This is a genomic window from Shewanella sp. Isolate8, from assembly GCF_022398495.1.
Classification (GTDB): domain Bacteria; phylum Pseudomonadota; class Gammaproteobacteria; order Enterobacterales; family Shewanellaceae; genus Shewanella; species Shewanella aquimarina.
In genome coordinates, this window is the sequence record NZ_JAKEVI010000005.1 from 104,272 (window position 1) to 126,161 (window position 21,890).

The window sequence follows — 21,890 nt, forward strand, 5'->3', positions numbered from 1 at the left end:
TGGCATAATGAGCGGCAATATTCGCTTTTACTCATATCCTACAGTTAACGCTAAGGTACTCTATGTCTATGCAAGCCGATCCCTGTGCAAAACCCAGCCTAATGCATCCCGATGAAGCCATCATCAAGCTTTTGGAACAAGTTCGTCCATTGGAAGAATCGGAAATGGTGCAGCTTCCCCATGCGCTGGGACGTGTGCTGGCCGAGGATCTGGCGTCTAGCATAGACCTGCCGCCATTCGATAACTCGGCGATGGACGGCTATGCCTTCCGTTTCGAGGATCTGGCCCAGGGAAATCGTTTCACGCTTATCGGTCAATCCTTTGCCGGTCATCCCTTCGAGGGCGAGGCCAGCGCCAATACCTGTGTGCGTATCATGACGGGCGCGCCTGTGCCGCCGGGTTACGACACGGTACAGATGCAGGAGAAGGTCGAGGCAGACGGCGATAGCATAGTGATCGAGGCGCCCAAGGCCCTTGGCGCCAACGTGCGTCGTCGCGGCGAAGAGGTGAAAACTGGCGGTAAGGTGTTGTCGGCAGGGACTCAGATTGGTGCTGCAGAGATGGGCGTGCTGGCCACCATAGGCGCCAGCCAGGTGCGGGTGACCCGTCTGGTGAAGGTCGCCTTCTTCTCTACCGGTGACGAGCTCCGTCCCGTGGGCAGTGAGCTGGCACCGGGTCAGATCTATGACTCTAACCGTTATAGCATTCAGGGGCTATTGAGCCGCGCCAACGTGGAATGGATAGACCTCGGGGTGATTGAGGATGATCCGGAGGCGATCCGCGCCGCGTTCCGTAATGCCGCGGCCAGTGCCGACATGGTGCTCACCTCGGGCGGTGTCTCCGTGGGTGATGCCGACTTTACCAAGCAGATCCTCGACGAGGAGGGGGAGATCACCTTCTGGAAGCTGGCCATCAAGCCGGGTAAGCCGTTCGCCTTCGGGCGCATCGGCGAGGCTGTCTTCTGTGGTCTGCCGGGTAATCCTGTCTCCTCCATGGTGACCTTCTACAAGCTGGTGTGGCCGCTGTTAAATAAGATGCAGGGGCTGCCTCAGGTGAAGCCACTGCAATTGCAGGCCAAGCTCAAGGGTAACCTGCGTAAGTTCCCCGGCCGCGTCGAATATCAACGTGGTGTGCTGAGTCAAAACGCCCAGGGTGAGGCCGAGGTGAGCGTCACCGGTGGTCAGGGCTCTGGCATGCTGACCTCCATGAGCCTGGCCAACTGCTTTATCATCCTGTCTCAGGATCAGGGGGATACGCCGGACGGTAGCCTGGTGACCGTGGAGCCCTTCAACTCAGTGCTGGCACTCTAGGGGTAGGGTAGATGGAGCCGAATATGCAAGAGGAGATCCTCTCTGACGCTGAGATTCTGCGCTATAGCCGCCATATCTCTATCAAGGCGATGGATTTCGACGGCCAGGAGCGACTCAAGCAGGCCAAGGTGTTGGTGATAGGTGCCGGTGGTTTAGGCTGCGCCGCCACCCAGTATCTTGCCGTCGCGGGTGTGGGTCAGCTGACGCTGGTGGATTTCGATACCGTGGAGCTGTCGAACCTGCAGCGCCAGGTACTGCATCATGATGCCAATATCGGCCAGCCCAAGGTGGAGTCGGCTAAGGCATCGCTGATGCAGCTTAATCCGCATCTAAAGGTGGAGACGATCAACGCCGTGCTCGATGACGAGCAGATCCTGGCGCTGGTGGCAGAGCATCAGCTGGTGATGGACTGCACCGACAACATAGTGGTGCGTGAACAGCTTAATCAGGCCTGTTTCCGGCACAAGGTACCACTGGTATCGGCCGCCGCCATACGTATGGAGGGGACGGTCACGGTGTTCGACTATGGCGAGCAGAGCCCATGTTATCACTGCTATAGCAAGTTGTTTGGTGATCAACAGTTGACCTGTGTCGAGTCGGGCATTCTGGCGCCCGTGGTGGGTATGATAGGTTGCATGCAGGCGGTGGAGGCGATCAAGGTGCTGGCCAAGATGGGGAAGACACTTAGCGGCCGCATCCTGATGATAGATGCCATGACCATGGAGTTTCGCGAGATGAAACTCCCTAAGCAGTTTGGCTGCCAGGTATGCGGTGTGTGAGTGTTTACTTATGGTGAAGTGAGAAGCGAGGCCTGGCCTCGCTTTTTTATGTCCGGTCGATTTTGCCGTTATCTGAGTATTATACCAATCACAGTAAACATGTGATCAGAAGTAGCGCAGGAAAAACGCTTGAGAACAAAGCAGGATTTTTAGATAAGTAGTTATTCTACAATTAAAAATACTAATACAGTTATCGAGCGTTTTAACAAGCTAGAATGCTCAATTGTTTATTACGATTGGTATTACTTCAGGTGTCTGCCGCCATCCAGCGCCAGGGAGCGCCCCGTCACATATTGGCTCTGCATCAGGTAGTCGATCGCCTGTAGCACCTCGGCTTCGCCACCCTCTCTTGCCAACACAGACTTGGCCCTGGCCTTGTCACGATAGTCTTCATCGTCATCTTCATTGAAACAGATCAGCGCCGGGGCGATGGCATTGACCTTGACCTGTGGCGCCAGCTTGGCGGCGAAGGAGAGGGTCATATTTTCCAGCGCAGCCTTGCTGGCGGCGTAGGCGATATGCTTCTTGCTGCCCTTCTGAGCCACATAGTCGGTGAGATGGATGATGTCTGTCATGGCCTCTCGGTTTTGCAGTAGCGGCGCCAGGGCGAGGTTGAGTTGGTAGGGGGCATAGACATGTACCTGCATCATTTGGCTGATGACCCCATCGACACCCGCAGGATCGTCGTCACTCAGCCAGAGCGAGGCGTTGTGGATCAGTGCATCCAGGCCTTGGTAACGCAGCTTCAGCGTCTGGATCAGTTCGTCGAGCTGTGCCTGATCGGTAAAGTCACATTGATAGAGGTCGGCGCCCAGTTCGGCGAGGGCGTCTATGCTGGGGTAGTGAGTGCGAAAGGTGCCGAGCACCCTGTGTCCGCGGGCAAGAAAGGCCTTGGCCAGATAGAGGCCGATGCGTTTGCCTACGCCAGTGATGAGTATGGTTTTTTGCATCCTGATGCTCTCTGGAATTGCCGATGTTGGCATCGATAGTAGCCGCGGCGACTCGCCGGGTTCAAGTGCTTTCGGGCCAACCGCCCTTGTCTTGGGGCTTTTTTATCTGGATGGTTATAAGTTTATTCTCCTCCAATAAATCTTTTATTGTTTGTGTTCGAATTATATCGCCGGTTGTCGATATGCCGCTAAATACAGTTTTTATCCGGAAAAATAGATATATATGGCCAAACTTTGGCTTCAATTTGGAATAACACCGCTATGGCTGTTACAATGGGGGCGAATATTTTTATTATATTGCTATGAGTTCAAATCATTTTAATCGAATCTAAATGATGGCCTGGTGGCGATTCTTTGAGGTTTTAACGGAGAGAATCGATGACGAAAGGTATTGATAAATACAGCATTGAAAGCACCGACTATACGGTTGGTCAGGACAATGTGCAGAAGTGGGGGTTTGATGTACACAACCCCGTATTTGGGGTGAGTGCCGGGTTGATCGCTGCCTTCTTGCTGGCGACCCTACTGACCGATCCCGAGACGGCTAAGTCTGTGCTCGACGGTATCAAGTGGAAGATTATTGGCGCGTTCGACTGGTTGTTTATCTGGTCGGGCAATATTTTTGTGATCTTCTGCCTCGGCCTGATCCTGTCGCCGTATGGCAAGATACGCCTAGGTGGCAACGAGGCCACGGCGGACTACTCCTTCCTCTCCTGGTTGTCCATGCTATTTGCGGCAGGTATGGGGATAGGCCTGATGTTTTGGAGTGTGGCCGAGCCGGTGGCCTACTTCACCGGCTGGTATGAGACGCCGCTCGGCGTTGAGCCGAACACACCCGAGGCGGCCAAGTTGGCCTTAGGTGCCACCATGTTCCACTGGGGTCTGCACCCCTGGGCCATCTATGGTGTGGTCGCCCTTTCGCTGGCTTTTTTCGCTTACAACAAGGGTATGCCTCTCTCTATCCGCTCCATCTTCTATCCCCTGCTGGGTGACAGAGCCTGGGGCTGGGCGGGTCACATAGTCGATATCCTCGCCGTGTTGGCCACCCTGTTTGGCCTGGCAACTTCGCTAGGACTCGGGGCGCAGCAGGCCGCCAGTGGTATCCACCACGTGTTTGGCATAGATGCCGGCCTTGGGCTGCAGATGATAGTGATTGTCGGTGTGACCCTGCTTGCCGTGGTCTCTGTGGTGCGCGGCATCGACGGTGGCGTTAAGGTGATCAGTAATATCAATATGATCGTCGCCTTCCTGTTGCTTATCTTGGTGGCCATGATCGGCTATGCCGTGAGTCTGGGCACCATTCCCACCACCCTGATGGCCTATGTGGAGAACATCATTCCCCTGAGTAATCCTCACGGCCGTACCGATGAGGCCTGGTTCCAGGGTTGGACGGTATTCTATTGGGCGTGGTGGATCTCCTGGTCGCCTTTCGTGGGCATGTTTATCGCCAGGGTCTCTAAGGGCCGTACAGTGCGTGAGTTCATTACCGCAGTGCTGCTGGTACCTACGGCTGTGACCCTTATTTGGATGTCGGTATTTGGCGGCATGGCGATCGATCAAGTGGTCAATAAGGTGGGCGAGCTGGGTGAGAAAGGCCTGACCGACGTGCCGCTGGCCATGTTTCAGATGTTCGATGTATTACCCTTCGGCACTCTGTTATCCATCATCGCCGTGGTGCTGGTATTGGTGTTCTTCATCACCTCGTCGGATTCCGGCTCTCTGGTGATCGACAGCATTACTGCCGGCGGCAAGATAGACGCGCCCGTACCGCAACGTGTGTTCTGGGCGCTACTGGAAGGTGCGATTGCCATGGCACTGCTGTGGATTGGCGGCACTGGGGCGATTCAGGCCTTGCAGGCCGGAGCTATCTCTACCGCGCTACCTTTTACCGTAATTCTGTTGCTGATGTGTGTCAGCCTGCTCAAGGGGATGCGTACCGAGCGCTTCTAAAGCTGAGTCGGTTAAAGCAGACAAAAGAGGCGGCCTGGCCGCCTTTTTTATTGCCAAAAATCCTTGATAGGACGGCTGGGGTCGAAGTGATGAGCGACCTGTGCCTGCAGCAGCTCTGCGGTGGCGATGGCGTCGGTCAGGGCGTTGTGGGGCGGATAGCTGGGCAGGCCGTATCTCGAGCGGCTTTGCCCCAGCCTTACCGAGCCCGGTTTGTCGCCCTTGAGACGATTGAGCAGGCCGCCATGCTGGCGATTCTGTATGTCGGTTTCCAGCGCCATGGTATCTATCACGGGAAATTCTATCCCCTGCCGAATACGGTTGATCAGCGCCCGTTCCAGGAAGCGTCGCTCTATCTCTTGATAGTGCACCACCATGATCTTACCCGTCATCTGCTGCAGTACCTGTTCGAAGATGGCGGAAAAATCCGGTGCGTCCAGGATGTCGCTGTGGGTGATGCCGTGGATAATCACCGACTCCTCGGCCAGCTGTTCTCTGGGTCTTACCGTCCAGTGTTTGGCGCGGTTGAGAAAGATGCGCCGCAGATTAAAGGGCACTGTGCCTATGCTGACGATATCATCCTTGTCGACATTCAGGCCCGTGGTCTCGAAATCCATGGCCAGAAACTCTATCTCCGCCAGCGGGGTGTCGGGATCGGGCAGGCCTCCCATGTAGTACTGGCGTAAGCCTTCATGCTCAGTGGTCTTGAGTCTCTGTTCGAACTTACCGGGCCAGTCGATGCTAGGCGGTGAGAGTAGCTTCTTCAGCATCTTGGCCTCACTTAAACTGATTGCTGGCGTTGTAGCGGAACTTGAGGAAGTTCTGGGCATTACTCAAGATCTGAAACGCATCCTTGAGGTTACGCCGCTCGAAGTCGGATAGATTTTCCGGCTCTATGTTGTTGTCGGGATCTATGCCTTGCTCGACATCAAAAGCCTGATGGCGGATACGGACCATGGAGATGAACTCCATGGCGTCGCGCAGATCCTGAGCACGGCCCTTGGGAAGAATATTGGCGTCTATGATGTCGTCCAAGCGCTCGAAGGAGTTACGAGAGCGTGAGCCGACCGCCAGGGCGTGTACTCGGATCAGATCCGCCAGCGGCGCCGTGCCGCGTCGCTTGAGGTTGATGGAGTTGTTATGGCGGCCATCTTTCTCCATCACGAAGTCTTTGAAGAAGCCCAGTGGTGGGGTGCGATTGAGGGCGTTGCGGGCCAGGCAGGCCAGGAAGCGGTTGTTCTTCCGTGCCCGGCGTACGATGAAACCGTTGAGCTGCTCGGCCCACTTGAGGCGGCCATAGACGCCGTCGAGATCGAAGAAGATGGAGGCGTTAAGCAGGGCCTTGGGATTGGGGTCGTCAATCCAGTCGGCGAAACAGGCTTCCCACTCCTTGCGGGTCATGCGCCACATGGGGTTGGTGGCCATGATATCGCCGGTGCAGTAGCTGTAGCCGCAGCGATCCAGGGCGTCGCAGACAAACTGGGCCAGCTGGCTGAAGTAGTTGTCGTGTTTGCCCTTGTCGAAGCTGTCGTCGAGTATGATGGCATTGTCCTGGTCGGTGACGATCAGCTGCTCGTCGCGGCCCATGGAGCCGAGGGCGAGAAAGCAGTAGGGGATGGGCGGCGGCCCGAGTTTCTCTTCCGCCATTTCGAGTATGCGTTGCTTGAAGCTACGGCCGATCACCGACATGGCGCTGCCCACCATGTGGGAGTTAGCATCCTCGTTGACCAGACGCACGAAGCTATCTTTAACCTGGGCAGAAAGCGTTGCCAGATCTTCCAGGCTCTGCTGCTGGAAGATGCTGCTGACCAAGAGGAGCGAGTTCTGTGACTCGTATCTGACGATATCCGTGGCTTCTATGATGCCTATGGGCTTGCGTCCCTTGCATACCGGCAGGTGGTGCACGTTGTAGCGCAGCATGGTGAGCATGGCCTCGTAGACATAGGCGTTGTGATCTAGGGTGATCACCTCTGCGCTCACCACGCTGGCCAGTTCGGTGGCCGGGTCTATGCCTTCGGCGACGACTCGGGTGCAGAGATCCCTGTCCGTGATGATCCCCAGCAGGGGCGAGACATCGGATTCCTCATCGTCCAAGACGTCCGGATCGATCACCAGCAGGGAGGAGACATTCTCCTGGGCCATTCGGATGGCCGCCTGCTGGATGCTCTCATCTTTATGGATCACCGGGGCATCCCGGGTCAGCAGGGTCTTCACCTTAGAGGTGGTCAGGTCATTTTGATCGCTGGAGTTAGATACCGTCTGGCGCAGGCGGGCGCTGTCTTCCACCTCGACGAAGTCGGCAAAGGTATCGTGCTGCTCATAGAGTTCCTGGAAGATCGCCTCGGGAATGCAATAGACCAGGGTATCTTCTATCGCCTTGACGGGGAAACGCACCTTGTTGTTGGTCAGCAGGCCCATCTGGCCGAAGAGATCGCCGCTGTCCAGGCGGTTATAGAGTTCGCCCTTGCGTCGATAGACCTCCACCACGCCGCTGCGCACCATGTAGAGGTCATGGATATGATCGCCGAAGTGGATGATGGGGGTGTCTTGGCGATAGTAGGCGATCTCCACATGGCGACTGACCATGCTGATCACCTCTTCGGGCAGGGTGTTAAACGGGGGATACTGGACTAAGAAGTTTTGGATCTCGTTTAACTCTGCTTCCATCGGCTTGCCTGTAGATGTTTTGCTAATACCCTACATACTACCCCATAGCACAGGCTTTGTAAGGCGATGAAGCCAAAAGATTTCGGGCTAATGGGCCGTCCAAAGCATCTGACCACACTGGCTGAGATCATAGCCACCGAGTTGCGCGGCGAGCTGTCGGGTCTGGGGGCTGCCCAGCATCTCGAACAGCGCCTGAAGCTGACGTCTGAAGTAGATCCCCTGGGGCATCACGAAGTCGAAAGATTCGGTCACAAGGGGCACGAAGCTCAGGCCGCTCTCCAGCGCCACAGACTGGCAGCCGAAGCCTATGTCGGCCTCGTTGCGGGCGATGAAGCCTGCCAGCTCTCGCTCGCTGTAGGCGGTGATCTGGGGATTGAGCTGCTCTATGCTGGCCCCTTGTTTGATCAGCCAGTGTTCCAGATGCTGCTGGCTACCGGCACCCGACTGGCGTCCCACCCAGCGCCAGGGCAGACTTATCACCTTATCCTCCTCCTGACATCTGTGGTGCATCTCGCTGCGCATCATCAGCCCCTGCTGACGGGTATAGCCGTGTACCATCACCCACTGCTGGTGGTTAGGGTAGCCCTTTAACAGGGCAGGGTGGCGAATGTTACGCTCTTCCACATTCCCCCAATGCAGGGTGCAGACGTCTGCATAGCCGCGAGACAAGAGGTCCAGCCCCATGCGAGAGCCTGTGGAGCTGTAGCTGATAAGATCGCTCTTGCCTATCTTAGACATGAGACGGGCCACCAGCATGGAGAGCAGGGGATCGTCGCTGCCCGTGATATGCATGCGATCCGATAACATGCCACTGTGGCAGGAGTCCATGACCCAACGATCGATCAGTATCTTGGGAAACAGCCACTTACCCGTCACCTTGGTGGCGGGCAATATGCGGTCGTTGGCCATGGAGTAGACCTTCTTCTCGTTCAGGTCGAGATACTCGGCGACCTGCTTGGCGCTCATGTAGACGAGTTCGCTGGGTTCAGTCATGGATAGTCCTTTAAACCTTTGCCGTTAACCTAGGTTGCGTTTCGGCGGCGTGGCATCAAATTCGATATTTTCCGCACCATGGTAGATGAGGAAGTGGCGACCCTTGGCGCGGGCGATCATGGTGATCCCCAGCTTCTGGGCCAGTTCCAGCCCCATCTGGGTGGCACCGCTGCGCGAAAGCAGGACGGGGATCCCCATCTTGGCCACCTTGATCACCATCTCCGAGGTGAGTCGCCCCGTGGTGTAAAACAGCTTGTTGCCGCCGCCTTGCTGCTTGAGCCACATCTCGCCGGCGAGGGTGTCGACCGCATTGTGACGGCCGACATCTTCGACGAAGCCGATGATCTGATCGCCCTCGCACAGGCCACAACCATGCACGGCGCCGGCATTCTTATAGGTCTCGTTGTATGCGCTGATGTTATTGAGCAGGCTGTAGAGCATGCTCTGTTTCAGCCTTGGAGTCGGCAGGCGAATATCTTCGACGCCATCCATGAAGCCGCCATAGACAGTGCCCTGACCGCAACCTGTGGTCACCGTCTTCTCCGCCAGCTTCTCTTCCAGGTGTGCGGTCGACTCCTTGGTGATCACCGCCGCCGAGTTAACCGCCCAATCCACGATCACAGACTCGAGCTGTTCGACATCGCTGATGAAGCCCTGATTTTTCAGGTAGCCCAGTGCCAACGCCTCGGGACGAGCACCGAGTGTCATCAGGGTCACTATGGGACGCCAGTTCAGGTAGAGGGTGAGGGGACGTTCACAGGCGATATACTTGTCGACCACTTCGCCCTGCTCGTTGATGGCCTTCACGGCCATGGTGAGTGGGGCATCGGCCTGGGTCTTGACCAGTGTGGGGTGTTTATAACTTGTCATTGCTCTCGTCTTGTTGCATTGGGGGCGCACTGAGCATAGCAAGTATCGTTCCCATGCAAGGATTTCGAGTGTAAATGCGTGATCCAGGCGTCGACTTTGTGAGATGTCGCCCTTTTCTGTCCCGGCCAAAATGGCTTTTAGGACAAATTGTCCTACGCTTGTTAGGGATTTGATGATCCAGTTCAAACTATTTCCCTTCTGGCGATGGCATGTAAATTGCTTTGGTAGGTCTATCGCTAACCCAATGCCCGGCGAATCTGCAATACGCCGGCCTGCTAGGCAAAACGGAGACGCAATGCAACATACCGAAAGTCAATGGCCCATGTATGTCTCACTGAAAAAGGTGGAGAAACAGATGGGGCGCTGGACCGCTGAAAGTTGGGAGTTAGATCAGATAGTCCCAGCCACTCAGCCCGCGCCTGCCGGGGCCCACATCGTCATGCTGGAGCTCTACAAAGATGAGCGCGGTAGCTATCGCATCAACCTGGATATGGATAATGCCATGCTCTACGTGGTGTGCGACGAGCTGGAAGATGGTACCTGGGTACCCGCCTATATCTCGGCCGACCAAAATGTCGCAGCCGGTTGCCTTGAAGGCGACACTCCTGTGCTGAACTTCCCCATGCCTAAGGCGATCGCCTGTTGGATCGAGGCCTTCATCACCCGTCACGGCGAGGTGGAGATCTGCGCCCATAGGCGCAAGCATGTTAATCGCCGTAAGAACGAGGGGCCGAGTACCAATCCGGATAGGGGGCTGGTGTCCTGATGAGTGATAAACCAAGCGGACTCTTCGCACGCTGGACCCAGCGTCGCCAGCAGGTGCAGGCCGAGGAAGAGGCGGCGCGCCTGGCCGAACAGACCGAGGAGCAAGTTGCTCCGCCTTCGGTTGAGGCCGAAGGTGCAGAGGTTAACGAGCCGAGCGACCAAGCCTCTGGTGAAGAGAAGAAGATACTGACCGCCGAGGACCTGCCGGATCCCGAGAAGATAGAGGTGGGCGGCAGTTTCGCCAGTTTCATGGCCGACAATGTCGACCCAGAAGCCAAGACGGCGGCCCTGCGAGCCCTGTGGAAACAGCCTCACTATAACGAGATCGATGGCCTGCTGGAATATGCCCTGGACTATACGGATCAACCCAAGTTGACCGCCGAGGTATCGGCCGAATTAGCCAAGAAGGTCTTCAGGCATCTGACTAAGGATGAAGAGGCGGCGGAGGCTGGCGCCGACGCGGCTGAAACACAGCTGGCGCAGCAGGAAAACGCTGCGGCGCAGGTCGAGGACAATTTGGACAGGGCATCCGATGAGGTGCCCCAAAATGAACCAGAATTACAGGTATCAACCAAGCCACCTGTTGTTTAAGGTAAGTTTAGAGTGCTTTTAAATCCATAAATTTGGTACGTGAATTGCTGTATTAACCGCAATTAACAACGAGTTAGATAATCGTTGAATTCAGGGTGAAGCTGGCGCAACAAGCGCATGCCGTCAGAGCACAACAGCCACCCGGCTGATACAGCAGCCAAATACTGCTTAGGAACGCAATGTGAGCATGCATTTAGAGACGAGCGACAATTTGGCCCACCTGAAACAGGTGCGCCAGCAAGTGCTGGGACAGACACAAATTCTGCAAAACCTGATCCCACCCACAGTGAGTTACACCACAGAGGGCAATGTGTTGATCATTGGCCCGGAAGACTTGGCACGCCTGGCGGCCGACAAGCTGACCAACATGGGTCAGCGCGCCATTCTGGCCAACGAATCGATCACCAGCCAGGATGAAGAACACTTGGAGAAGGTGATGAACGCCGCCGAAGATGTCGAGAGCTACTACAACAAGCTAATCGAGATCAAAGGCTTCCTTGGCCAGTTCCAGGTGAAGGTGGAGCACGACAACGGCACCGCCGACCTCAGCCTGGTGGCCATTCGTAAGGCCCATTTCGACCTGATCCTCGACCTTAGCCAAGTGCCCTGCATCAACCTCGAGATGCTGCCACCGGGTTACTTCTACGTGGGGCAGGATGAGGCCAAATTGATGGATGCCATCGCCCAGCTGCCCGAGTTGATCGGCGAGTTCGATAAGCCTCGCTACGTCAAGGTGAACAGCGACATCTGTGCTCACCACAGAAACGGTATCGATGGCTGTAACCGCTGCCTCAACTTCTGCCCGGCCGATGCCATCGCCAGCGTAGATCACAAGATAGAGATCGACCCTTACCTCTGCCACGGTGCGGGCAGCTGTACCAATGCCTGCCCGACCGGCGCCATCAGCTATGACCTGCCGACGCCACAGGCGCTGCACTCCTACCTGAACAAGCTGGTGACACGCTTCCGCAGTGCGGCGCAGACCGCCCCCGTGATTTTGTTCCACGATGCCAGCCTGGGTGCCTCACTGATCGGCGACGAGCTGCCTGGTGCCATCTTGCCGGTAGAAATTGAGGAGATCACGGTCGCCAGCATGGATCACTGGATGGCGGCCTTGGCCTGGGGCGCGCGTCAGATCTTGGTGCTCAACACTGAGGCCACGGCGCCAACCCTGACCCAGATGCTCAACGGCGAGCTCAAGCTGGCCAACGAGATCCTCGACGAGATGGGGCAGCCCCAGCGAGTGAGCGTGATTGAGGCCAAGCAGATTGCCGAGCTAGCCGCACTGATCGAACCGAGCGCAAGCTGGCCCGTGATAGTGCCGGGTGAATTCGCTGCCACCACTAAGCGTGAGACCCTCTATGCGGCGATCGATCACCTCAACAGCCAGGCGGCCTCTACCGATGCCTGCCTGAGCAAGAGCAATATTCCTTACGGCAAGGTGAGTGTTAATACCGACAACTGCACCTTGTGTCTCTCCTGTGTGTCGACCTGTCCTACCCAGGCACTGACCGACGGCGGCGACAAGCCGGCGCTCTATTTTGTCGAGCAGGCCTGTGTGCAGTGTGGCCTTTGTGAGTCGGCCTGTCCGGAGAAGGTGATCAGCCTGACACCACAGATTAATTTCGATGCGGCGGCCCGTCAGAGCCGTCAAACCCTGAATGAGGAGGCCCCGTTCGAATGTATTCGTTGTGGTACCCCATTCGCCACCCAATCCATGGTGCAACGGATGCTGGATGTAGTCGGCGGACACAGTGCCTTTAGCGCGAATACCGAGCGTCTGAAGATGTGTAGCGACTGCCGGGTAAAAGACATGTTTGAAGACATACTTCAAGATCCTGAAAAGCAACTGCGATAAGAGTTTAGCCATGACCGAATTAGTAAGAGAAGTATCAGAAAACGATCAGTTAAGAGCCGATATCTACCAGCTTTTGGCGGCACTTTTACGTAAGCAGCCAAGTGCTGAACTGTTGCAGTTCCTTTCCACTCTGGAGATAGATGCCGACGATGACAGCGACATGACCAAGGCCTGGTTAGCACTGAAATTGGCGGCGGGTCAGTTTACCCCCGAGCAGCTGGAAGATGAGTATTTCAATATCTTCCTCGGCGTCGGCAGCGGAGAGATCTTGCCCTACGGCAGCTGGTTTATGACGGGCTCGCTGATGGACAAGCCGCTGGCCCTGCTAAGACAGGATCTGGCGCAGCTGGGGTTTGAGCGCAGCGAAGAGGTGAAGGAGCCGGAAGATCACGTGGCCGCCCTGTGTGAGGTGATGGGCACCTTGATCCTGGAGGCGCCGGGCTTCCGCCAGCTTGCCTTCTATCAGCGCCACATCGGCAGCTGGATCGATCGCTTCTGCGACCATCTTGGACGGGCGCCAAGCGCGGCCTTCTACGCCACTGTGGCGCAGCTGGCCAAGGCGTTTTTCATTATCGAAGCCAATGAGTTTGAACAACTTAAGTTAGATATTCCGGTGAACTGCCCCGGCAGCGAAGCGGAGAAGATTGAACCAACAGCCAGCGAACTCGCGTCCTAGGCTGTGGTTTAGCTTTGATGTCGGCGCCAACGCGCCGACATACTGAAACCGAGGGGCAACCCTCACCAAGCGTCGGGTTCTGGTCTTAGTGTTAACTGGCAGAAAGCTAGGTTGACCGAGATGATGAGACTGGGGCCCAAATTGAGTCAACATCAAGGAGACACTATGAAGAAGCAAGCTTCCGATATGGGTCGTCGTCAATTGCTAAAAGCATTAGCCCTGGGCAGTGCAGCGGGTGCCGTGGCAACCGTGAGCGGCCAGGCTGCGGCAGCAACGCCTGCACCTCAAAAAGATGCAGCGCATGGCGATGGTTACCACGAGACAGATCATATTCGTAGTTATTACGCGTCTTTACGTACCAAGTAAGCCTTGGACGAGTAATTACGCAGTAATTCAATAACATTAGGAGAGTGTGTGATGCGATTAACCCGCAAAACAGACCAGGCAGAAGTCGCTAAAAAGCCTGCCCTGGGTCTAAGTCGTCGTCAGTTCCTTCAGTCTGCAGGTCTTGCTACTGGTGGTATTGCCGCGGCCTCTATGCTTGGCGCTGGAATGATGCGCAAAGCCGAAGCGAAAGAAGTGCCACATGATGCGCCAACCGAAGTGAAGCGTACCATCTGTTCTCACTGTTCAGTGGGCTGTGGTATCTATGCCGAAGTGCAAAATGGCGTGTGGACAGGTCAGGAACCTGCTTTCGACCATCCATTCAACGCCGGTGGCCACTGTGCCAAGGGTGCGTCTCTGCGTGAGCACGGCCATGGTGAGAAGCGTCTCAAGTACCCCATGAAGCTAGAAGGCGGTAAGTGGAAGCGTATCTCTTGGGATCAGGCTATCGAGGAAGTAGGCCAGAAGGCGCTGGATATCCGTAAGGAATCGGGCCCGGATTCAATCTTCTTTATGGGTAGTGCTAAGTTCTCTAACGAGCAGGCTTACCTCTACCGTAAATTCGCTGCCATGTGGGGCACCAACAACGTCGACCACTCGGCACGTATTTGTCACTCTACCACTGTAGCCGGTGTTGCTAACACCTGGGGCTATGGTGCGCAAACCAACTCGTTCAACGATATCCGCAACGCCAAGGCGATGATGTTTATCGGTTCTAACCCTTCAGAAGCTCACCCGGTTGCCATGCAACACATTCTGGAAGGTAAAGAGCGCGGCGCGAAGATTATCGTTGTCGATCCTCGTTTCACCCGTACTGCGGCTAAGGCTGACGAGTACGTGCATATTCGCCCAGGTACCGATATTCCTTATATCTATGGTCTGCTGTGGCATATTTTCGAAAACAAGTGGGAAGACCAGACCTTCATCGACCAGCGTGTCTACGGCATGGAGCGCATTCGCGAAGCTGCCGCTAAGTGGACCCCTGAAGAAGTTGAAAACGTGGTCGGTGTACCTAAAGAGCAGATGTACCGTGTGGCCAAGACACTGGCCGAGACTAAGCCTGGCACCATAGTTTGGTGTATGGGTGGTACTCAGCACCACATAGGTAATGCCAACACCCGTGCTTACTGTATCCTGCAGTTGGCCCTGGGTAACATGGGTATCTCCGGTGGTGGTACTAACATCTTCCGTGGTCACGATAACGTTCAGGGCGCTACCGACTTCGGTCTGCTGTTCGACACCCTGCCTGGTTACTATGGCCTCAAGACAGGTTCTTGGAAGCACTGGTGTAACGTATGGGATCTGGACTATGAGTGGGTCAAGGCTCGCTTCGACCAGGAACAGCGTCTGGGTCAGGATCCTATGACCTCTACCGGTATTCCTTGTTCTCGTTGGCACGACGGTGTGCTGGAAGACAAGTCTAAGATCGCCCAGAAAGACAACATCCGTATGTCATTCTTCTGGGGTCAGTCGGTCAACACCGAAACCCGTGGCCGTGAGGTGCGTGAAGCACTGAACAAGATGGACACAGTAGTGGTTGTGGATCCATTCCCAACCATGGCGGGTGTCATGCATACCCGTAAAGACGGTGTCTACCTGCTGCCGGCGGCGACTCAGTTCGAGACCTATGGTTCGGTATCTGCCTCTAACCGCTCACTGCAGTGGCGTTCACAGGTGATCGAGCCGCTGTTCGAGTCTAAGCCTGACCACGTCATCATGTACAAGCTGGCGAAGACGTGGGGCATAGAGAAAGAGTTCTGTAAGCATATCCAGGTGAATGGTGACGAGCCGTTGATCGAAGATATCACCCGCGAATACAACAAGGGTATGTGGACTATTGGTTACACAGGCCAGAGCCCAGAGCGTCTCAAGATGCACCAGGAAAACTGGGGCACATTCGACATCAAGAGCCTGGAAGCACCGGGTGGCCCAGCTAAGGGCGAAACCTATGGTCTGCCTTGGCCATGTTGGGGCACGCCTGAGATGAAGCACCCAGGTACCCAGATCCTCTACCGTACCGACCGTGAAGTCCGCTTCGGTGGTGGTAACTTCCGTGCCCGTTACGGTGTTGAGCACAATGGCAACAACATCCTGGCCGAAGGCTCTTACTCTAAGGGCAGCGAGATCAAGGATGGTTACCCAGAGTTCACCGACAAGATGCTCAAGCAGCTTGGCTGGTGGGACGACCTGACTGCCGAAGAGAAAGCGGCTGCCGAAGGTAAGAACTGGAAGACAGATATCTCTGGTGGTATTCAGCGCGTCGCCATAAAGCACGGCTGTATTCCATTTGGTAACGCTAAGGCCCGTTGTATCGTTTGGAACTTCCCGGATGATATTCCGGTTCACCGTGAGCCTCTGTATACGCCTCGTCGTGATCTTGTGTCTAAGTACCCAACTTACGATGACCGTATGGTTGCGCGTCTTCCTACCCTGTACAAGTCTATTCAGGATCAGGACTTTGCCAAAGAGTTCCCACTCGCCTTGACCTCTGGTCGTCTGGTTGAGTACGAGGGCGGTGGTGAAGAGACACGTTCTAACCCTTGGTTGGCAGAGCTTCAGCAAGAGATGTTCATCGAGATCAACCCTGCCGATGCGGCGGATCGTGGTCTACGTGATGGCGATGTCGTATGGGTTCACAGCCCAGAAGGCGCCAAGATCAAGGTGCAGGCAATGGTGACACCGCGTGTGATTGAAGGTGAGTGTTTCATGCCGTACCACTTCGCGGGTATGTTCGAAGGCGAGAGCCTGGAGAAGAGCTACCCAGAAGGTACAGTGCCTTACATCATTGGTGAATCGGCCAACACAGTATTGACCTATGGCTATGACGTCGTGACTCAGATGCAAGAGACTAAGTCTAGCTTGTGTCAGATCACTAAAGCCTAACGCAACTTGATGAGGAGATAAGCCATTATGGCAGTCATGAAATTTCTATGTGACACCAAACGCTGCATCGAGTGTAACGGTTGCGTCACAGCATGTAAGAACGAAAACGATTCCGCTCTCGAGTGGGGTATCCAGCGCCGTCGCGTCGTGACCATCAACGATGGTCAACCCGGTGAAGCCTCGATCTCTGTGGCTTGTATGCACTGTACCGACGCCCCTTGTCAGGCGGTTTGCCCAGCAAACTGCTTCTACAAGACGGAAGATGGCCTAACACTACACAACAAAGATACCTGTATCGGTTGTGGTTACTGCCTATACGCCTGCCCATTCGGTGCGCCTCAGTTCCCTAAGAAGAGCACCTTTGGCAGCCGCGGCAAGATGGACAAGTGTACTTTCTGTGCCGGTGGCCCAGAAGAGACCTTCTCCGATGCGGAGCGTAAGAAGTACGGCGCTAACCGTCTGGCCGAGGGTAAGTTACCTATGTGTGCCGAGCTTTGTTCGACCAAGGCGCTGCTCGCCGGTGATGCGGAAGTGGTTTCCAACATCTACCGTGAGCGTATCGCGGCCCGTGGTAACCCTAATGCGATCTGGGGTTATACCCCTAAGACTGGCGTTTAAAGTGAATAGTACCGTAAGCCTTCGGGCTTACGGTCTGTAAAGGAGTGACTATGTTATTAAAATCACTGCGCAGCCTATTCACTGTGTTGTTATTGCCATTGGTCTTGGCAATGGGCTTAGGTCTGACGACGTCAGCCTACGCCGTTGACGAACAGACCAGTCAACAGATGGCCAATACCAGCGACGCTGAGTTATGGAAAGCCGTGAAGTCAGGAGACAAGGGATACACCACAGCCAAGGGCGTGGAGACTGGGGTAATGATTAACGTGTCTGCCATCGAAGGCACTAACGTTAAGAATGACTATCTCACCCCTGTGATGGCACTGGCCGTTTGTGGTGTGTTCGGTGCTTTCTTGATCTTCTATCTGGTGAATGGTCCTTCAAAGCTAAGTCATGGTTTCTCTGGCAAGATGGTATTGCGCTGGACCAAGGCCGATCTTTGGATTCACTGGGTGATGGCACTTTCCTGCCTGGCGTTGATCTTTACCGGTCTTAACATCATGTTGGGTAAGCATGTGCTGCAACCCTATGTGGGCACAGGTATTTGGGGTTCGCTGATCTACGGCAGCAAGACGATCCACGATTATGCGGGTCCCTTGTTCATCGTGGCTTGGGCCATCTGTGTGGTTAAATGGATGCCGTTGCAGACATTTAAGCTGTATGACCTTAAGTGGTTTCTGGTGGTTGGTGGTTACATCAACTTCGGTCCCTTCAAGGGCAAGCACCCAGACAGCGGCTTCGCCAACGCCGGTGAGAAGATGTGGTTCTGGACACTGACCCTGTTCGGTCTCTTCATCGGGGTTTCCGGCATCATGCTGGTAATGCCTGGGCTCGAACTGCCACGTGAAGCCTCCATGGCGGCACTGCTGGTTCACGGCCTCAGCGCCATCATCATCATCGCCTTTACGATCGTCCACATCTGGATGGCGACCGTATTGAGTGAAGGTGGTATGGAGTGTATGAAGTCGGGCTACTGTGACGAGAACTGGGCGGTACAGCACCACAACCTTTGGTATGACGAGATCAAAGAGAACGGTACCCTGACGTACAGGGACTAGACCTACAGCGACTAGACTCAAAGCGCAGCCGCGTTATTGAATAAAAGCGCATAAACGAAACACCCCACCTGGCTGCCTGGCGGGGTGTTTTTTATGGTGGAACTCTAGGCTCTTACCAGATATCAGACTAACCTTTTATTTGCAATAACAACAACTTCATTACATCTGATGCCTCTCGGTTTTGCCCGTTTTTGGCGATAGCCATCATTCGTCTACTGGTAAAGTATGACAGGCTTAACACTTTGGTCATTTATTCAATTTTTCCGCGTACCTACCCCTGTTCAGATCAATATCTCAGCTTCATTTCTTCCTTATATTGCAACGGCAATTAATCGGATGTTTTTAAAAAATATAGCATTTTTACCAATTAGCCACCTGTAAATAACATTGGGTTAACTCGTGTTGCGGTGGCGAGTTTGAATAGATCATCCCTACTAATCGAAACTTCCTATTCCTCTAGGAGCAAGAATGAAGAAGCAACAGCCCGATCTGAATCGCAGATCTTTGCTGAAAGCACTCACCATAGGTGGTACGGCCGGTGTGGCCATTGCCGCGAGCGGTGTGAGTGTTGCCAATGCAACAGAAAGTAAATCTCAAGAAAAACATGCCGATGGCTACCATGAAACTGCACATATCCGCAGTTATTACAATAGCTTGCGTAGCTAATTAGGAGAATTTGAGCGATGAAGTTAACGCGCAAAACAAATGAGGCAGTCGCTGCGGCCAAGCCAAGCTTGGGCATCAGCCGTCGTCAATTTATGAAGCATGCGGGTATCACTACCGGTGGTATCGCGGCAGCCTCTCTTCTCGGTACCGGCATGATGCGCCGCGCCGAAGCGAAAGATATTCCACACGATGCACCTATCGAGATCAAGCGCACCGTATGTAGTGCCTGTGCGGTCGGTTGTGGTCTGTACGCCGAAGTACAAAATGGTGTCTGGACGGGTCAGGAGCCTGCATTTGATCACCCATTCAACGCCGGTGGTCACTGTGCCAAAGGGGCTGCGCTGCGTGAACACGGTCACGGCGAGAAGCGTCTTAAGTACCCAATGAAGCTGGTCGACGGTAAGTGGAAGAAGCTCTCTTGGGAGCAGGCCTTCAACGAAGTTGGCGACAAGATGCTGAGCATTCGTCAAGAGTCTGGTCCAGATTCACTCTACTTCATGGGTAGTGCCAAGTTCTCTAACGAAGGCTGCTACATGTACCGTAAATTTGCGGCCATGTGGGGCACCAACAACGTCGACCACTCGGCACGTATCTGTCACTCTACCACTGTAGCCGGTGTTGCAAACACCTGGGGTTATGGTGCGCAAACCAACTCTTTCAACGATATCCAGAACGCCAACGCGATCTTCTTTATCGGTTCAAACCCTGCCGAGGCACACCCTGTTGCCATGCAGCATATCCTGATCGCTAAAGAGAAGAACAACGCTAAGATCATCGTGGTCGACCCACGTTTCTCACGCACTGCGGCTCACTCTGATCTGCACTGTGCACTGCGTCCTGGTACCGATATTCCTTTCATCTACGGTATGTTGTGGCACATCTTCGAAAACGGCTGGGAAGACAAGACCTTCATCCAGCAGCGCGTGTTCGAGATGGACACCATCCGTGAAGAGGTGAAGAAGTTCCCACCACAAGAAGTGGCCAACATCACAGGCGTGAGCGAAGAGCAGGTTTACCAAGCGGCTAAGCTGATGGCCGAAAACCGTCCTGGTACTGTGGTTTGGTGTATGGGTGGTACCCAGCACCACGTAGGTAACGCTAACACTCGTGCCTACTGTATCCTGCAGCTTGCACTGGGCAACATGGGCGTTTCTGGCGGCGGTACTAACATCTTCCGTGGTCACGATAACGTACAGGGCGCGACCGACCTGGGTCTGCTGTTCGATACCCTGCCTGGCTACTACGGCCTGAAGACAGGTTCTTGGAAGCACTGGTCACACGTTTGGGATCTGGATTTCGACTGGGTTAAGGGTCGTTTCGACCAGAACGAATACCTGGGTCGCATCCCAATGAATACTCCTGGTATTCCGTGTTCTCGTTGGCACGACGGCGTATTAGAAACGCCTGAGAAGCTGGCGCAGAAAGATCGCGTACGCATGGCCTTCTTCTGGGGACAATCTGTCAACACAGAAACCCGTCAGCGCGAGGTGCGTGACGCCCTGGATAAGATGGACACAGTCGTGGTTGTGGATCCATTCCCAACAATGGCGGGTGTCATGCACCGTCGTAAGAATGGTGTCTACCTACTACCAGCGGCGACTCAGTTCGAGACTGAAGGTTCGGTATCTAACTCTGGCCGTAGCCAGCAGTGGCGTGAGAAGGTGATCGAGCCACTATTCGAATCTAAGACAGATATCGAGATCATGTATCGCCTGTCGCAGAAGCTAGGCTTCGACAAGGAATACACTAAGCGCATCGCTAAAGATGCCAAAGATATGCTAGTGATCGAAGACATCACCCGCGAGATCAACCGCGGTATGTGGACCATCGGTATGTCTGGCCAGAGCCCAGAGCGTCTGAAGCTGCACACCCAAAACTGGGGCACCTTCAGCAACAAGACGCTCGAGGCAGAAGGCGGCCCGGCCAAGGGCGACACCTATGGTCTGCCATGGCCATGTTGGGGTACACCAGAGCAGAAACACCCTGGTACCCAGATCCTCTACAACACACACAAGCACGTGCTGGAAGGCGGTGGTAACTTCCGTGCCCGTTATGGCGTCGAGTACCAAGGCAAGAACCTGCTGGCCGAAGGCAGCTTCTCTAAGGGTGCCGAGATTCAGGATGGTTACCCAGAGTTCAGCGACAAGCTGCTTAAGCAACTTGGCTGGTGGGACGATCTGACCGCCGAAGAGAAAGCTGAAGCCGAAGGCAAGAACTGGAAGACCGACCTTTCTGGTGGTATCCAGCGTGTGGCCATGAAGCACGGTTGTATCCCATTTGGTAACGCTAAGGCCCGCTGTATCGTGTGGACCTTCCCGGATCAAGTGCCTGTACACCGTGAGCCGCTGTACACGCCGCGTCGCGATCTCGTGTCTAAGTACCCAACATACGACGACATGCAGGTTCATCGTCTGCCTACGCTGTACAAGTCTATTCAAGAGAAAGACACGGCAACTAAGTACCCACTGGGTCTGACCTCGGGTCGTCTGGTTGAGTACGAGGGTGGTGGTGAAGAGTCTCGTTCTAACCCATGGTTGGCCGAGCTGCAACAAGAGATGTTTGTTGAGATCAACCCAGGCGATGCCGCCGATCGCGGTATCCGCAACGGCGACACAGTATGGCTGGAAGGTGCCGAAGGCGGCCGCATCAAGATCAAGGCCATGGTGACTCCTCGCGTTAAGCCTGGCGTGACCTGGATGCCATACCACTTCGCCGGTGTGATGCACGGTGAGAGCCTAGAGAATAACTATCCAGAAGGTACTGTGCCTTATGTGATTGGTGAGTCTGCGAACACGGCATTGACCTATGGTTATGACCCTGTCACGCAGATGCAAGAGACCAAAGCGTCGCTTTGTCAGATCACTAAAGCTTAAGT

The 21,890-nt window shown here is 54.9% G+C and carries 18 protein-coding genes; 13 read left to right on the top strand and 5 right to left on the bottom strand.

The genetic code is table 11. The features are described 5' to 3' along the window. Positions 1 to 62 precede the first annotated feature (62 nt). A complete protein-coding gene (gene moeA, locus L1D43_RS18255; protein ID WP_239853881.1) occupies positions 63 to 1,310 on the top strand; it encodes a molybdopterin molybdotransferase MoeA in 1,248 nt (415 codons plus the stop codon). 11 nt (positions 1,311 to 1,321) lie between these two features. Further along, on the top strand, positions 1,322 to 2,089 hold the full coding sequence (gene moeB / locus L1D43_RS18260; protein ID WP_239853882.1) for a molybdopterin-synthase adenylyltransferase MoeB: 768 nt from the start codon (positions 1,322 to 1,324) through the stop codon (positions 2,087 to 2,089). Positions 2,090 to 2,331: 242 nt separating this feature from the next. Here the strand turns inward: moeB and folM are convergent, their stop codons facing one another. Then, positions 2,332 to 3,039: a dihydromonapterin reductase gene (gene folM, locus L1D43_RS18265; RefSeq protein WP_239853883.1), complete on the bottom strand. Its 708-nt coding sequence runs from the start codon at positions 3,037 to 3,039 to the stop codon at positions 2,332 to 2,334. A 378-nt stretch (positions 3,040 to 3,417) separates the two neighbouring features. Between folM and L1D43_RS18270 the strand changes: the two genes are divergently transcribed. Beyond that, on the top strand, positions 3,418 to 4,989 hold the full coding sequence (locus L1D43_RS18270; RefSeq protein WP_239853884.1) for a BCCT family transporter: 1,572 nt from the start codon (positions 3,418 to 3,420) through the stop codon (positions 4,987 to 4,989). A 47-nt stretch (positions 4,990 to 5,036) separates the two neighbouring features. On the opposite strand, the gene L1D43_RS18275 is transcribed toward L1D43_RS18270, so the two are convergent. From L1D43_RS18275 to L1D43_RS18290, 4 genes are all read right to left on the bottom strand, one after another. Beyond that, a complete protein-coding gene (locus L1D43_RS18275) occupies positions 5,037 to 5,756 on the bottom strand; it encodes a 3'-5' exonuclease (protein WP_239853885.1) in 720 nt (239 codons plus the stop codon). Between the two features lie 7 nt (positions 5,757 to 5,763). Then, positions 5,764 to 7,653, bottom strand: coding sequence for a DUF294 nucleotidyltransferase-like domain-containing protein (locus tag L1D43_RS18280; protein WP_239853886.1), 1,890 nt, complete (start codon positions 7,651 to 7,653; stop codon positions 5,764 to 5,766). A gap of 87 nt (positions 7,654 to 7,740) precedes the next feature. Then, complete coding sequence (locus tag L1D43_RS18285) at positions 7,741 to 8,646, bottom strand: helix-turn-helix transcriptional regulator (protein WP_239853887.1); 906 nt, start codon at positions 8,644 to 8,646, stop codon at positions 7,741 to 7,743. A 24-nt stretch (positions 8,647 to 8,670) separates the two neighbouring features. Continuing rightward, positions 8,671 to 9,516 (bottom strand): formate dehydrogenase accessory sulfurtransferase FdhD, encoded by an 846-nt coding sequence (locus L1D43_RS18290; protein ID WP_239853888.1) that lies wholly within the window; start codon positions 9,514 to 9,516, stop codon positions 8,671 to 8,673. A gap of 295 nt (positions 9,517 to 9,811) precedes the next feature. Between L1D43_RS18290 and L1D43_RS18295 the strand changes: the two genes are divergently transcribed. The 10 genes from L1D43_RS18295 to L1D43_RS18340 all read left to right on the top strand — a co-directional run bounded on the left by L1D43_RS18295 (position 9,812) and on the right by L1D43_RS18340 (position 21,888). Continuing rightward, the gene (locus L1D43_RS18295; RefSeq protein WP_144202355.1) at positions 9,812 to 10,282 is read left to right on the top strand and encodes a DUF3305 domain-containing protein; all 471 of its coding nucleotides are present in this window, start codon (positions 9,812 to 9,814) and stop codon (positions 10,280 to 10,282) included. Further along, on the top strand, positions 10,282 to 10,872 hold the full coding sequence (locus tag L1D43_RS18300) for a DUF3306 domain-containing protein (RefSeq protein ID WP_239853889.1): 591 nt from the start codon (positions 10,282 to 10,284) through the stop codon (positions 10,870 to 10,872). The genes L1D43_RS18295 and L1D43_RS18300 overlap by 1 nt, the downstream gene beginning before the upstream one ends. Positions 10,873 to 11,059: 187 nt before the next feature. Beyond that, positions 11,060 to 12,730, top strand: coding sequence for a 4Fe-4S binding protein (locus L1D43_RS18305; RefSeq protein WP_239853959.1), 1,671 nt, complete (start codon positions 11,060 to 11,062; stop codon positions 12,728 to 12,730). Between the two features lie 10 nt (positions 12,731 to 12,740). Next, the gene (locus L1D43_RS18310; RefSeq protein ID WP_239853890.1) at positions 12,741 to 13,406 is read left to right on the top strand and encodes a molecular chaperone TorD family protein; all 666 of its coding nucleotides are present in this window, start codon (positions 12,741 to 12,743) and stop codon (positions 13,404 to 13,406) included. A gap of 165 nt (positions 13,407 to 13,571) precedes the next feature. After that, positions 13,572 to 13,772: a twin-arginine translocation pathway signal gene (locus L1D43_RS18315; RefSeq protein ID WP_011863868.1), complete on the top strand. Its 201-nt coding sequence runs from the start codon at positions 13,572 to 13,574 to the stop codon at positions 13,770 to 13,772. Positions 13,773 to 13,823: 51 nt separating this feature from the next. Continuing rightward, entirely contained in the window at positions 13,824 to 16,673 is a 2,850-nt protein-coding gene (locus L1D43_RS18320) for a formate dehydrogenase subunit alpha (protein WP_239853961.1), read from the top strand. Positions 16,674 to 16,700: 27 nt separating this feature from the next. Further along, entirely contained in the window at positions 16,701 to 17,291 is a 591-nt protein-coding gene (gene fdh3B, locus L1D43_RS18325; protein ID WP_041509657.1) for a formate dehydrogenase FDH3 subunit beta, read from the top strand. A gap of 50 nt (positions 17,292 to 17,341) precedes the next feature. Then, complete coding sequence (locus L1D43_RS18330; protein ID WP_041509658.1) at positions 17,342 to 18,349, top strand: formate dehydrogenase subunit gamma; 1,008 nt, start codon at positions 17,342 to 17,344, stop codon at positions 18,347 to 18,349. Between the two features lie 468 nt (positions 18,350 to 18,817). Beyond that, the gene (locus tag L1D43_RS18335; protein WP_011863872.1) at positions 18,818 to 19,015 is read left to right on the top strand and encodes a twin-arginine translocation signal domain-containing protein; all 198 of its coding nucleotides are present in this window, start codon (positions 18,818 to 18,820) and stop codon (positions 19,013 to 19,015) included. A gap of 17 nt (positions 19,016 to 19,032) precedes the next feature. Further along, a complete protein-coding gene (locus L1D43_RS18340; RefSeq protein WP_239853892.1) occupies positions 19,033 to 21,888 on the top strand; it encodes a molybdopterin-dependent oxidoreductase in 2,856 nt (951 codons plus the stop codon). The last annotated feature ends 2 nt before the right edge of the window (positions 21,889 to 21,890 follow it).